Below are 12,903 nucleotides of genomic sequence, written 5' to 3'. Positions count from 1 at the left end.
CACCTCGTTCCGTACCACTCGGCCGATTTTCCGCTTCGTTCGCGCAAAGATAGGGCAGCAGCCACATCCGCTCGCACCCGCCACGCCGATCGAGGAAAAACGCCGGACCCGCTGCCTGCGACCACCCGAAGATTCTCGGATCCCGAAATAAGCCGTAGCCGAGAATCACGGCACCGTCCGCCACCGCTTCGGTTGCCCCGCAGGAAAACGCCGGGACCAGCCAGCCACTTTCCGACTTCGCCGAAAAGTCGGCCAGAATCAACGCGGAGATACCGGGGAACGGAGAAATTCCCCGTACGCACCGAGCGGTGAATTGCCGAAGGCCTCGTTATCCTCGACCAGGAACGACGTTTTCGAGGAGATTCACCGATGCCCGACGCACTCTTTCCCGAAGCCCCCGCACCGCAGCCCGAGGTCGCGCTCCTGCGCCGCGAGCGCAACCGCTGGCTGCGCCACGAAGCGAATCTGGTCCTGGGACGCACCCGGGCGGACGAGCCCGAAACGCAACAGGCCCGCACCGCCCACCTGGTGCTCACCTACGCATTGGCGGTCATCGAACAGCGCCCCGCGGTGATCGGGTCGTTCGCCGACCTCACCCGGCCGCACCGAGACCGGAACTGAGGCCCGGCGCCGGCTGCGCGGCGTGCGACGCCGGGACCGGCGCGTACCGCAGGCAGACGAGCGCGATGTCGTCCCGTGCGGGGGTGTCTCCCACCAGGACGTCGACGAGACCGTCGCACAGGTCCTCCGGGCCTGCCCCGGCGTACCGGGTCACCGCCGACAGCAGGCCGGCGAACGCCTCGTGCAGGGGCAGCCGGTTCTGTTCGATCAGCCCGTCGGTGTAGCAGACGAGCGCGGATCCCGGCAGGACGGTGCGTTCGGCCTCCGGGCGGCCGCACCGGGGCGGCAGGCACAGCAGCGGTGACCGGGCCCCGTCGAGCAGAGCGACCGTCCCGTCCGGTGCGACGAGCACCGGCGGCGGGTGCCCGGCCGCGGCGTAGCGGAACCGGCCCGTCGCCGGGTCGAGTTCGGCTACCAGCGCGGAGGCGTGCTCGGCACCGGCGGTGCGCCCGGCAACCAGGTCCAGCCGGTCCAGCACGGCGGCCGGGCGGAGTTCGGCGAGGATGAGCGCCGTCGCTGCGCTGCGCATCTGCCCCATCGCCGCGGCGGCGGACAGCCCGTGCCCCACGACGTCCCCGATCGTGACCGTCACGCGCCCGTCCGGGTGTGTGACCAGGTCGTACCAGTCGCCGCCGATCGAAAGGCTGCGTTCGCTCGGCCGGTACCGGGCGGCAGCGGCCACACCGCGGGGGACGGCCAGGTGCCGGGGCAGCTGACTGGTCTGCAGGGTCCACGCGATCGAGTGCTCGTGATCGGCGACCCGCGCCGCGTGCAGCACGAGCCCGGCGCGGACGGCGAGGTCGGCCACCAGAGCGAGGTCGTCCGGTGTGAAGCACCGGCCGGAGCCGGCGTGCCCCAGCACGAGTGCGCCGCGCACGCCGCCCTCGGCGGCCAGCGGCACGCCGAGGGCCGAGGGCGGCTGCCCGGCGACGTGCCGCTCCCCGGTCACCAGCACGGTCTTCAGTGCGGAGACGCCCGAGCTCCGCGCGGCGGAGGCCGCGGTTCCGCCGTCGTCGCGCGACGCCGAGACGACGACCGTGTCGCCGTCTTCGCCGAACTCGGCGACCGCGAAGTCCGCGAGCGCCGGGACGACTGCGTCGACCAGTCGCTGCGCGCGTTCGGCCGTGCTTCCCGGCCTGCTCAGCGCCGCCACGAGGTCGCCCAGCAGCCGCTGCCGCCGTTCGCCGTCCTCCGCCCGCCGGCGCGAGCGCTGCTCGGCTTCGTACAGCCGGGTCCGGTGCACGGCTTGGGCGGCCTGCGAGGCCATTGTGAGCAGCAGGGTGCGCTGGGCACCGGGGTCGGCGCCCGGCTCGCGGAAGTAGAGCCCGAGGAAGCCGAAGACGTCCCCCGCCGTGCGCAGCGGCAACACCGCCGCGGCGTGCCCGGCCGCGGTCCCGCCCGGGACCGGGTGCCCGCCGGCGAAGAAGCGCGGCCGCCCGTCCCGCACCACGGCGGCTTCGGCGGCCCCGGCCCCGGCCACCGTGCGGGTCACCGGACCGGCACCGGTGCCGGTCCACACCTGCGGGCTTTCGCCGTCGCCGAGCAACCCCACCGCCGCCGCGGCCAGCGCACCGTCGTGGGCCTCGACGAAGACGGTCACGATCCGGTCGATCCCGTTCGCGGCCCCCAGTTCGCCCGCGACGGCCTGCAGCAGCCGCGCCCGTTCGTGCGCCGCGTGCTCGGCCGCGGCCACCGACTCGGCGCGGCGCCGCCGCTCCTCCGCCACCACCGCACCGCGCACCGCGGCGTCCCGTTCGCTGCCGGTCACCGCGAGCAGAAGCATCGTGAGCAGCACCACCGCCAGCAGCACCTGCAAGTGGACGAGCCCCGCCGCCGGGGCGTCGCCGGCCCACGGTCCCCGCCCCGCGGCCGTGGCGGTCGTCGCCACGAACGCGATCACCACACCGGCCGCCGTCACCACGCGCAGCCCCCACCACAAGGCGACCCACCCGAGCGCGACCACCCCGGCGTACCCGGCCACGGAGACGTCCGCCCAGAACACGAGGAGCGCGAGCCCGCCCATCGCGGCCGTGGCCGCGATGGCCCCGCCGCGTCGCGCCGGAGCCGGCTCGCGGTCGCCCCACACGAGCAGGGCGGTGCCGACCACCAGCACCCCGAGCCCGTCGCCGAGCCACCACCGGCCGGCCACGGCCCACCAGGCGGCACCACCGTCGCTCGCGAGCACGGCGGTCGTCGCCCCGGCCACCGCACCCACCGCCGGAGCCGCGAGCACCGCGGCGGCCACGAACCTCGTGAGTCCGCGCCAGGTGCCGCCCGGCCGGGCCGTCCCCAGCAGGAGCGCGCCCAGCACCGGTTCGGCGGTGTTCGCGACGGCGAACCCGGCCGCGGCGAGCGGACCGAGCCCTTCTGCGACGTCGACGAGGAACTCCGCGGTCGCGATGCCGGCGCAGGCGAACGGCCAGACCCGCCGCGGCAGCAGGCACAACAGGGCCAAGCTGAATCCCGCGGACGGGAAGAAGGTCGGGCCCGCCCCGGCGGGGTCGAGCACGGTGAAAGCCAGCTGGGAGCCGGCCGCGTACCCCGCCCCGGCCGCCACACCCCACAGCGCCGGCTTGCCCAGCCTTCGCAGTCTCTCGCGCACCACTGTCACTCCCCGCGCCCTCGCGCAGCGCGCGGACCACTCTGCTGGACCGGCGTCGTGCGAGGCAATCCCCCGTTCGCAGCGGAGTACCTTCGCCGCCGGGAGAAAACCGTCGAACCAGCGCGGCGAAGGCGATTTCCCGCCCGCGGAGCCGAGCTGTGGTCAGCCCGCCGGCCCGCCGGCCCCGGGCTCCTCCTCCGCAGGCGGGTCGACGACGACCGGCGAGGCCGGCCGCTCGTGCACCACCCGCACCCGCGACGGCCGGGCGGCCTGGCAGGCCGGGTCGCCGTCCGGGTGGGTGTAGCTGAACGAAGTGGCGAGCAGCGGGTGCGCTTCGTCACGGATCCCGCGCACCACGAATTCGCCGTCCGCGCTGATCGGGTGCCAGCAGTGCTCGCAGAGCATCAGCTCGGGTACATCCATCGCCCGCACCGTCCAATCCGGACCACAGCACCGCCGGCGGCCCGCGGGGCGGGGCCGCCGGCGGCGCTTCCCTGGGTGTGTCACCCCGGACCCGAGGGCGGCGGAGCCCAGGACGACCCGTCCAGGCTGACAGCCCGCGCCGGCCCGGCGGAGCCACCGAACGGACGAGGATCCACCGGAGATTTTCGGAAAACGAGAAGGGTCACGCCGAGCGGAACCGGAGAATTTCGGGAGCCGACGATTTCGGAAGGGCGGGCGCCGGGACGTCGGTGACGAGCCGGCCGGATCGCCGCGTGTGGCGGTGACTCCGTCGGTGTCCGCGGCGGGGACTTCGGGCCGCGGGCCGCGGTGACTTCCGGCCCTGCCGGCTGCGGCGCGCGCCCGGGATCCTGGCGGGGACACCGAGAGCGGGAGGCCCCGTGCGTTACCGCAACCGACGGGAGGCCGGCCGGATGCTGGCCGCCCGGCTCCGGTACCTGAAGGCGCACCGGCCGGTCGTGCTCGGCCTGCCCCACGGGGGTGTCGTCGTCGCCGACGAGATCGCCGAAGCCTTGGCCGCTCCGCTGGACGCACTGCTGATCGGCGAGATCGTCGCGCCTCGCAGGCCCCGGGCGGTCATCGGGGCCGTCGGTGAACACGGCGTCGTGGTCAGCAATCCGGCTCTCGTCCGCAAGCTGGGCATCTCACCCGGCGACTTCGGCCGCGCCGCGGCCCACGCGAAGGCCGAGGTCGCCCGCCGGGCCGCCGTCTACCACCCGTGGAGCTCGCCCGTCGCAGTCGGCGGGCAGACGGTGATCCTGGTGGCCGACGGCATCACCACCGGTGTCACCGTGCGCGCGGCGATCCGCGTGCTTCGGGCCCGGAGCGCCGCGCGCATCGTCTTGGCCGCGCCGGTCGCTCCGCTCGACGTGCTGCGCGCGGTGTCCCGCCACGTCGACCAGACCGTCTGCCCCCTGCCGCTGCGCCGGCGGACCGCGGTCGCGCTGTGGTACCACGACTTCCGGGACGTGGCGGAGGCCGACGTGCTCAGCCTGCTGCCGCGGGAGCACGCGCAGCCCTGATCGGGTGGCGGCACAAGGCCCACGCCCGCCTGCCCGAGCCTCACCCGGTGGAACGCCGAATCGGCCGCGGTGACTTCGGTCCCGACGGCGGGTGACCTCGTCCCCTGGGACCACCTCCGCCGCCGGCGAAGGGTTTCTTCCGTCGACAGGAATCCGAGACCGGAGACGACCAGTGAGCACATCGGAGCTGAGCGAGTTGGGGCCGGCGCGCTGCCGGGCGCTGCTCGCCTCCGTCCCGCTCGGCCGGCTGGGTTTCGTCCGAGACGGGAGACCTTCGATCCGGCCCGTCAACTTCACCCTGGCGGACGACGCGATCTGGCTGCGGGCGGGCCGGAACTCCTGGGCCGACCGGCTCGACGGGCAACCGGTCACCTTCGAAGCCGATGCCTACGACTCCGGCCGCCGCACGGGCTGGAGCGTGATCGTCACCGGGGTCGCCACCCTCACGACCGACGTCGGAACCGTGGCCGCCCAGCTCGGCGCGGGCCTGCGCTCGTGGGCTCCCGCACCGCGCGACCGGGTGCTGCGGATCGGCGTCGACCGGATCGAAGGCCGTCTGCTCGCCCCCCGCCCGGACACGGACGCCGCACCGGAATCGGGAACACCATGACGACACCACGCTTTCTGAACCGCCGCACCGCCCTCGCGCTCCTGGCTGCCGGTCTCGCGGTGCTCCTGACGGCGTGCGCTCCGGCCGCCGACGTCCTCGCCGGCTCCGCTTCGCAGCCCGGCTTCTGGCTGGGTCTGTGGCACGGGTTCATCTGCCCGATCAGCTTCGTGGTTTCACTGTTCGACGACCACGTCGGGGTCTACGAGGTGCACAACAGCGGTCACCTGTACGACTTCGGGTTCGTGTTCGGCATCGTCCTGGCGGCCGGTGTCTTCCACGGCCCGGGCTACACACGCCGCAGGCGGACCCGGCGTTCCCCCGGCCGCTGACCCCCCGCCGGTGCGACGGAGGCACGGACATGAACCGACGAATCCCGGACACCGCGACCATCGAAGCGGCGGTCGCCTTGGCCCTTCGCGCGCCGTCCGCCGGCAATTCCCAGCCGTGGTGCTGGCGGATCGGGTACAGCTCGGTGCACCTGTTCACCGACCAGGAGCGCCGGCAGCCCGACCCCGGCGACCGCGACCTGCTGCTCGGCTGCGGCGCGGCGCTGCACCACGTCCGGGTGGGCTTCGCCGCGCTGGGGTGGCGCACCGAGGTCAGCCGGCTGCCCGACCCGGGTGACCCGGCCCACCTCGCGGTGGTGACGCCGCACCCGGCCGGTCCGTCGGAGGAAACCGTCGCCCTGGCGGCGGCGATCCCCCGCCGGCGCTCCGACCGCGGCCGCCACGGCGTTTGGCCGGTTCCCCGCGACCACCTCGCCAGGCTGGCGCACGTCGCGGCGTGTGAAGGAGCCGAGCTCGGGCAGATCGCGGACACGGCCCGCGGGCTCCGGCGAGCCGCGGTGGCCGCCGGAAGCCGGGACCGGCCCGGCACCCTGCTCACCCGGCCCCTGGCGAGCGGCGGTGAACTGCTGGTGCTGAGCACCGCCGCCGACGGCCGGGTGGACCGGCTGCGCGCCGGCGAGGCGGCCAGCGCTGTCCTGCTGACGGCGACCGCGCTTGGGCTGTCGTCGTGCCCGCTGACCGATCCGCTGAAGAACCCGGAGCTGCGCCGGGCCGCACTCGCGTTCGCGGCTCCGGGGCAGCACCCGCAGATCCTGCTGCGGGTCGGGTGGGCGCCACCCGGCACCGAACCGCCGCCGCCGACCCCGCGGCGTCCCCTCGGCCACGTCCTGGAGCCGCTGCAGGCGCCACCGAAGTACCACCACCGGCTTCCCGCGCTCGGCGTCGACCCGAGCACCACGGCGTCCGCAGCGGACTGATGCTCGGTCGTGCGCCGTCCGTGGGCACAAATGCCCGGCGGCACAGGAGGAACGACTCACCCGGACCTGGCTTCCGCCTCTCGCCGCGTTCCCCCGCCGTGCGGGAACCTCGCAGGGCCGGCAGCACGCCCGGCACTTCCCCCGGACGGGAGGCCGAGATGACTTTCGCCCACCAAGACCGGAACCCGGGGCCCGCGCGGACCGGCGGGTTCCCCAGCGGCCTGCGGGTGCGCGCGCACGGTGGCCGGTTCACCGGCCGGACCGGCGTCGTGGTCGGCCGCGTCCCCGACCTCCGCCCCGGCTCGGTCTGGGTCGAGTTCAGCCCCGGGCACGCGCGGCTCGTACCCGGTTACCGGCTCGACGTCGCCGAGCCGGACGACTGAGCGGGTACCGCCGTGTTCGACGAGCCCACGTCCGAACAATGCGACCTCGCCACCCGGCTGGTGAAGCGGCGCGCCCGCGACCGCCGGGACGAGGCCGAACTGCTCGCGATGCTCGGCCTGGACCACACCGAAGCGGCACCACCGGCGCACCGGCCGCACGGTCCGCTGTCGCAAGCCGAACTGCAGGCGATGCTGGCGCCGGTCGCCGCCGAACGGGCAACGAAGAACAGGGGTGGAGCATGTCCCCATCCGGTACGAGGCGGACGGCCGCGGCCGCCGGCCTCCTCTTGATCACGGTCGCCGCCTGCGGCCACGAAGCGAACACCGCGTCGCCGCCCTCCGCGTCGAGCGCGACCGCGGCGCCGCCGGTGCCGACCGTGACCGCGACTCCCTCCCCGGTTCCACGCCCGACGCCGGGGAACAGCACGCCCCCGATCACCCGGTGCGCCCCGGCCGCGCTGCGCGTCAGCCTAGGGCCGGGCGACGGCGCCGCCGGGCACCTCTACGTGCCCGTCTCGTTCACCAACACCGGGCGCGCCTGCACGATCACCGGCTACCCGGGGGTCTCCTACTTCGCCGGCGGCGACCACCACCAAGTCGGCGAGGCCGCCGTCCGCGACCCCGGCGCCACGCCGGTGCTGGTCCTGCGGCGCGGGCAATCCGCCGTGGCCTGGGTCGACCAGGTCAATCCCGACAACTACGACCCGGCCGTGTGCGGTCCCACTCCGGTGACCGGTCTGCGCGTGTACCCGCCCGGCGGCACCGCGCCGGTGCTGCTGCCCGAGCCCGGAGCCCGCGCCTGTGCCAAGCACCTGCCCGGCCGACGAACCCTGGCCGTCCAAGCCGTGCGCCGCGACACCGGCGCACCGTGAAGCACGCCTCCCCGTGAGGCCTTTGTGCTTGGCCGGCAAGGACTTCCGGCTCTGCCGTGGACCGGCGGACGCGAGGAGCATCAGGGGTGAGGGACACCAGCCGCCCCCGCACGATCGGCGGCGGACCCCTCCCCCGCAACGGTGGTGACGGCGCGGGCCGACCTCCCCTCCCCGCCACCCGGCGGTCACCACCGTTCGCGGCGGCGGCTGCCAAGGGGATCCGGAGCGAGAAGGCTCCTGAGCGGACCCGGCAACGACGCCAGGACGTGATCGAGGTTCCCGGCGGAGCACAAGGTGTCCAGCGCGGTGCTGACCGCGACGGCCGCGTCCGCGACCTGGCTCTGGTGGATCCCGGCCTCAGCGGCGAACCGTTCGCAGAACTCCGCGACGTCGTAGGCCACCGGGACCCGGCCGGGGTTCCAGCCGTCGAAGAACTCGCCGCGCAGCAGCACCGCCGGGCAGCCGGTCGCGGACGACGCGCAGCCACGCGCGCAGCACGCGGTGGGCCATCTTCCCACGACGAACTCAGGTTCTCCTCCGGCGGAGCCCCGGCCGGGGCTTTGGCCGGAAGTCACCGGCGGTCAGGCCTTCCGGCCCCTCGGGCGCCGGATTCCACGAGGCCGGTTTCCCCACCGAGGAGCGTTGTGGCCGGGCTCGCGACGGCGGCCGCCGCTGCTTCCCGGTGCCGGATCGTCCGGCCGCCCTTGTGGTGGTGCGCGCGGTCGTACACGCGGTCCAGCAGGTCGTAGAGCTTGCCCGCGGCGCCATGACACGCCTCGGCCACCGCCCCCGCGTGGTGGGTGACGGAAACCGGCCGACGGCCGACAGGACGAGCCTCGAGCACGCACCGCCGGTCCGCTCCCGCGGCGCTTTCGTCGCCGAGGTGGACTTCCAGCGGGTGATCCGGTCGGCGAAGCGGGCCAGCTCACCTTCGAGGCGCCGGGTGAGTGCTTCGCCGCCGGAGAGGACCCACCGACGCCTCGAGCGGTTCACCGGCCCGCGGCATCGCGGGCCGACGACGAGACCTGTCGCGGCGACGCGGCTCCAGTCCGTGCTCGACCGCTTGCGCCCGCCGATCCGCCGCGCTCCCGGCGGGCGGGCATGATGGCGGGCATGCCGCACCGCGTCCTGCTCGCCGACGACGACCGCGCCATCCGCGAATCGCTCGTGCGCGCGCTCGAGCTTGAACGCTACGACGTCACCGAGGTGACCGACGGTGTGAGCGCGCTGGCCACGGCCCGGCGCGAAGAGTTCGACGTGCTGATCGTCGACGTCATGATGCCCGGCGTCGACGGCCTCGGCGTGTGCCGCGTGCTGCGCGCCGAAGGCGACCAGACCCCGATCCTCATGCTCACCGCCCGGGTCGAAACCCCCGATCGGGTGGCCGGCCTGGACGCCGGCGCCGACGACTACCTGTCCAAGCCCTTCGAACTCGACGAGCTCCTCGCCCGGCTGCGGGCCCTGCTGCGCCGCACCTCGGCCGAACCCGGCACGGCCACCGCGAGGACCCTGCGGCTGGGCGAGCTCGCGGTCGACCCCGCCGCCCGCCGCGTCTGGTGGCAGGGCACCGAGATCACCCTGTCCAAGACCGAGTTCGACCTCCTGGAACTGCTGGTCCGCAACGCCGGCATCGTGCTCGACCGCTCCACCATCTACCAGCGGATCTGGGGCTACGAGTTCGGTTCGGACTCGAAGAACCTCGCCGTTTACATCGGCTACCTCCGGCGCAAGCTGGACCAGGCCGGCGCCACCGGACTCATCCACACCGTGCGCGGCGTGGGCTACTCGGTGCGGCCGTCGTGAACCTGCGCAGCAAGCTCGCGATCGCGTTCGCCGGCGTCGGCGCCGCCGCGGCCATCCTGGTCGGGGTGTTCAGCTACCAGGCGGCCTCCCAGCGGATCGACGCGGAGCTGGACCGCTCGCTGCTCACCACCTCGGCGGAAGTCGCGGCCGGCGCGACGCAGGTGCTCGCACCGAGCCCGGTCACCCGCGGTCCCGATGACGACGACCACGACGAGGCCCAGCCGATGGTCGCCCAGTCGATCGCCCCGGACGGGACCGCCCGCCCGATCGGCGGCCGCCGGGTGCACCTCGACGTCGCCGACGCCGATCGGGCCCTGGCCGCCACCGGCTCCCTCGGTGACCACCGCTACTGGGACGTCACGGCGGGCCGCGACGACTACCGCGTGATCACCGTCGCCCTGGGCCCCGGCCGCGGAGCCGTTCAGCTCGGCATCGACGTGGACGAGTCCCGCCACGTGCTGAAGGAGCTGGCCGCCCGCATCACCGGCGTCAGCGCCCTGGTCCTGGCCGCCGCGGCGCTCGCCGGCTGGCTGCTGGCCCGCCAGATCACCCGCCGGCTCGTCCGGCTGACCGACGTCACCGAACAGGTCAGTGACGGCCGCCTCGACGACGTCGCCGTCCCCACCGGCGGCCGCGACGAGGTCGGGCGGCTCGCGACGTCCTTCGACCGGATGCTCGGCCGGCTCGCCGACGCCCGCGCCGACCAGGAACGCCTGGTCCAGGACGCCGCGCACGAGCTGCGGACCCCACTGACCAGCCTGCGCACGAACGCCACCGTCCTGCGCCGCTTCGCCGAGCTCGGCCCGGACGCCCGCGCCCGGCTGCTCGACGACGTCGACGGGGAAGCCCGCGAGCTGACCCACCTGATCGACGAGCTCGTCGAACTCGCCACCCGCCGCTACGAAGCCGAAGAGCCCGCCCCGGTCGAGCTGGGCGAGATCGCCGGCCACGCCGCCGCTCGCGTCCGGCACCGCTCGGGACGCACCATCACCGTCGAGGCCGACGCGACGACCCTGACCGGTCAGGCCAAAGCACTCGAACGCGCGGTCGCGAACCTGCTGGAGAACGCCGTGAAGTTCGCCCCGGACGGCCCGATCGAGGTCGAGGTGCGGGACGGGCGGGTCCGGGTGCTCGACCGCGGTCCCGGCGTCGGCGAGGAGGACGCGGCCCGCGTGTTCGACCGCTTCCACCGCGCGGACGGGGCCCGCGGCCTGCCCGGCTCCGGCCTCGGGCTGGCCATCGTGCGCGAGATCGCCCTCGCCCACGGCGGGTCGGTGTTCGCCGGACCGCGGCCGGGCGGCGGCGCGGTGGTCGGGTTCACCGTCGGCGCCGATCTTCTCTTACCGAGTTCTCACCCTGGTCACGTCGGCGGCTAACCGGGCTCCGGAAGGGTGGATCCCGAAAGCGATCACCCGAGGAGCCCGATGTCCGCCACTCTCGTCACCCACCGCGTCGCGCGGCCCGCGGTCCGCGCGTGGTGGCGTGATGTCGCCGGCTTGACGGCCTGGCTGAGCGTGCTGTTCGTGGTCGCGCTCTGGGTGTCCGGGCGCGGCCTGCAGGACCTCCGCACGGACTTCTTCACCGCCACCGGCCGGCTGACCGGCCTCGTATCGGCCGACCTCCTGCTCCTGCAGCTGCTGCTGATGGCCCGGATCCCGTGGGTCGAACGCAGCTACGGCCAGGACGAGCTCACCCGCCGGCACCGGCTCGCCGGCTTCACCTCCATCACCCTGCTCGCCGCGCACATCGTGCTCATCACCCTCGGCTACGCCGCGACGGACCGCTCCGGTGTCCTCGCCGAGACCTGGGCGCTGGTCACGACCTACCCGGGCATGCTCCTGGCGGCCGCCGGGACGGCCGCGCTGGGCATGGTCGCCGGGACGTCGGTGCGCGCGGCCCGCCGGCGGCTGCGCTACGAGTCCTGGCACCTGCTGCACCTCTACGCCTACCTCGGCGCCGGCCTGGCGCTGCCGCACCAGCTGTGGACCGGCGCCGACTTCACCGCGTCCCCGGCCGCCACGGTCTTCTGGTGGACCGCTTACGCGGTGGCGGCCGGCGCCGTGCTCGTGTTCCGCCTCGGGCTGCCGGGGTGGCTCAACCTCCGGCACCGGCTGGTAGTGGAACAGGTCGTGCCGGAAGGCCGCGGCGTCGTCTCGGTGTACCTGCGCGGCCGCGACCTCGACCGGCTTCCCGTGGCCGCGGGCCAGTTCTTCATCTGGCGATTCCGCTCCGGGCCCGGCTGGACACGTGGCAAACCGTTCTCCCTCTCGGCCGCCCCCGACGGGCAGCGGCTGCGGATCACGGCGAAAGACCTCGGTGCGGGCAGCCGCCGGCTGGCCACCCTGCGGCCCGGTACGCCGGCGCTCTTCGAGGGCCCGTACGGCCGCTTGACCTCGACTGTCCGAAAAGGACGGAAGATCGCGCTGTTCGCCTCCGGCATCGGGATCACGCCCCTGCGCGCGCTCCTCGACGAACTCCCCTACCACCCGGGGGAAGCCGTGCTGTTCCAGCGCGCCGGCCGCGCGGCCGACCTGCTGTTCCGCCAGGAACTCGACGACCTCGCCGCCCGGCGCGGGGTCCGGCTCCACTACCTGCTCGGCCGCCGCTCCCGCGCCCGCGCGTCGTGGCTGCCCGCCGGCTACGCCCCGGTGCCCGACGAGCAGGTGCTGCGCCACCTGGTGCCCGACATCGCCGACCACGAAGTCTACGTCTGCGGCCCCGCCACCTGGACCGCCGCCGTGCTCGAGAGCGCCCGCCGCGCCGGCGTCCCCGCCGACCGCGTCCACGCCGAGCGGTTCGCCTGGTAGGAAAGGACTTCCGATGCGCAGGATCGCCATCGCCCTCGCCGCGACCGTCTCGATCGTCGTGCTGTTGTTCAGCTACCGCACCAGCACCGACCAGACCCCGGTCGCCGCCGGACGGCCGCTCGGCGGCGGCCAGCCGTCCGCCGCGGCGAGTCCGACGACGTCCGGTGGCGCCTCGGGCGGCGACGGCACCTTCACCGGCGACGCCGCCGACACCCGCTACGGCCCGGTGCGGGTGCGGATCACCGTCGCCGGCGGCCGGATCACCGACGCCCAGGCCGTCGAGTACCCCCAGGAAAGCGGCCGCGACGTCCGGATCAACTCCGAAGCCGTGCCCGAGCTGAACCAGGAGGCGCTGCAGGCGCAGAGCGCGCAGATCGACACCGTCAGCGGCGCGACCTACACCTCCGAGGGCTACCAGCAGTCCCTGCAGTCCGCGATCGACGCGGCCCACGGATGA

The 12,903-nt window shown here is 74.6% G+C and carries 15 protein-coding genes; 12 read left to right on the top strand and 3 right to left on the bottom strand.

Annotated elements, in window-relative coordinates:
* The first annotated feature begins 369 nt into the window (after positions 1-369).
* Positions 370-621 (top strand): hypothetical protein, encoded by a 252-nt coding sequence (locus MUY14_RS08215; RefSeq protein WP_247022177.1) that lies wholly within the window; start codon positions 370-372, stop codon positions 619-621.
* Here the strand turns inward: MUY14_RS08215 and MUY14_RS08210 are convergent.
* The gene (locus MUY14_RS08210) at positions 593-3,223 is read right to left on the bottom strand and encodes a SpoIIE family protein phosphatase (RefSeq protein WP_247022176.1); all 2,631 of its coding nucleotides are present in this window, start codon (positions 3,221-3,223) and stop codon (positions 593-595) included. The two genes, MUY14_RS08215 and MUY14_RS08210, sit on opposite strands and share 29 nt — an antisense overlap.
* A gap of 162 nt (positions 3,224-3,385) precedes the next feature.
* Positions 3,386-3,646 carry a hypothetical protein gene (locus MUY14_RS08205; RefSeq protein ID WP_247022174.1) on the bottom strand — a complete coding sequence of 87 codons (261 nt, stop codon included), beginning with the start codon at positions 3,644-3,646 and terminating at the stop codon, positions 3,386-3,388.
* Between the two features lie 419 nt (positions 3,647-4,065).
* Between MUY14_RS08205 and MUY14_RS08200 the strand changes: the two genes are divergently transcribed.
* The 7 genes from MUY14_RS08200 (at position 4,066) to MUY14_RS08170 (ending at position 7,836) form a co-directional block, all read left to right on the top strand.
* On the top strand, positions 4,066-4,707 hold the full coding sequence (locus tag MUY14_RS08200) for a phosphoribosyltransferase (protein WP_247022173.1): 642 nt from the start codon (positions 4,066-4,068) through the stop codon (positions 4,705-4,707).
* 172 nt (positions 4,708-4,879) lie between these two features.
* Positions 4,880-5,317, top strand: coding sequence for a pyridoxamine 5'-phosphate oxidase family protein (locus tag MUY14_RS08195; protein WP_247022172.1), 438 nt, complete (start codon positions 4,880-4,882; stop codon positions 5,315-5,317).
* A complete protein-coding gene (locus MUY14_RS08190; RefSeq protein WP_247022171.1) occupies positions 5,314-5,646 on the top strand; it encodes a hypothetical protein in 333 nt (110 codons plus the stop codon). Before MUY14_RS08195 ends, MUY14_RS08190 begins: the two co-directional genes overlap by 4 nt.
* Before the next feature lie 29 nt (positions 5,647-5,675).
* Positions 5,676-6,581, top strand: a complete 906-nt coding sequence (locus MUY14_RS08185) for an NAD(P)H nitroreductase (RefSeq protein WP_247022170.1) — start codon at positions 5,676-5,678, stop codon at positions 6,579-6,581.
* 158 nt (positions 6,582-6,739) lie between these two features.
* On the top strand, positions 6,740-6,964 hold the full coding sequence (locus MUY14_RS08180) for a hypothetical protein (RefSeq protein ID WP_247022168.1): 225 nt from the start codon (positions 6,740-6,742) through the stop codon (positions 6,962-6,964).
* A gap of 12 nt (positions 6,965-6,976) precedes the next feature.
* Positions 6,977-7,255, top strand: coding sequence for a hypothetical protein (locus MUY14_RS08175; protein ID WP_247022167.1), 279 nt, complete (start codon positions 6,977-6,979; stop codon positions 7,253-7,255).
* Positions 7,204-7,836: a DUF4232 domain-containing protein gene (locus MUY14_RS08170; RefSeq protein ID WP_247022166.1), complete on the top strand. Its 633-nt coding sequence runs from the start codon at positions 7,204-7,206 to the stop codon at positions 7,834-7,836. Before MUY14_RS08175 ends, MUY14_RS08170 begins: the two co-directional genes overlap by 52 nt.
* 185 nt (positions 7,837-8,021) lie before the next feature.
* Here MUY14_RS08170 and MUY14_RS08165 read toward each other — a convergent pair whose 3' ends face one another.
* A complete protein-coding gene (locus tag MUY14_RS08165) occupies positions 8,022-8,354 on the bottom strand; it encodes a DUF2267 domain-containing protein (protein ID WP_247022165.1) in 333 nt (110 codons plus the stop codon).
* A gap of 586 nt (positions 8,355-8,940) precedes the next feature.
* Here MUY14_RS08165 and MUY14_RS08160 point away from each other — a divergent pair.
* The 4 genes from MUY14_RS08160 to MUY14_RS08145 are packed head-to-tail and all read left to right on the top strand — an operon-like array spanning position 8,941 to position 12,903.
* Positions 8,941-9,639, top strand: a complete 699-nt coding sequence (locus tag MUY14_RS08160; protein WP_281506326.1) for a response regulator transcription factor — start codon at positions 8,941-8,943, stop codon at positions 9,637-9,639.
* Positions 9,636-11,015, top strand: coding sequence for an ATP-binding protein (locus tag MUY14_RS08155; RefSeq protein WP_247022162.1), 1,380 nt, complete (start codon positions 9,636-9,638; stop codon positions 11,013-11,015). Before MUY14_RS08160 ends, MUY14_RS08155 begins: the two co-directional genes overlap by 4 nt.
* Positions 11,016-11,063: 48 nt before the next feature.
* The gene (locus MUY14_RS08150) at positions 11,064-12,446 is read left to right on the top strand and encodes a ferric reductase-like transmembrane domain-containing protein (RefSeq protein ID WP_247022161.1); all 1,383 of its coding nucleotides are present in this window, start codon (positions 11,064-11,066) and stop codon (positions 12,444-12,446) included.
* 13 nt (positions 12,447-12,459) lie between these two features.
* Positions 12,460-12,903, top strand: coding sequence for an FMN-binding protein (locus MUY14_RS08145; protein ID WP_247022159.1), 444 nt, complete (start codon positions 12,460-12,462; stop codon positions 12,901-12,903).

Source organism: Amycolatopsis sp. FBCC-B4732 (assembly GCF_023008405.1).
GTDB classification, from domain to species: Bacteria; Actinomycetota; Actinomycetes; order Mycobacteriales; family Pseudonocardiaceae; genus Amycolatopsis; species Amycolatopsis pretoriensis_A.
Note: the sequence above shows the minus strand (reverse complement) of the source record. Positions and strands in the feature narration are given on the sequence as shown.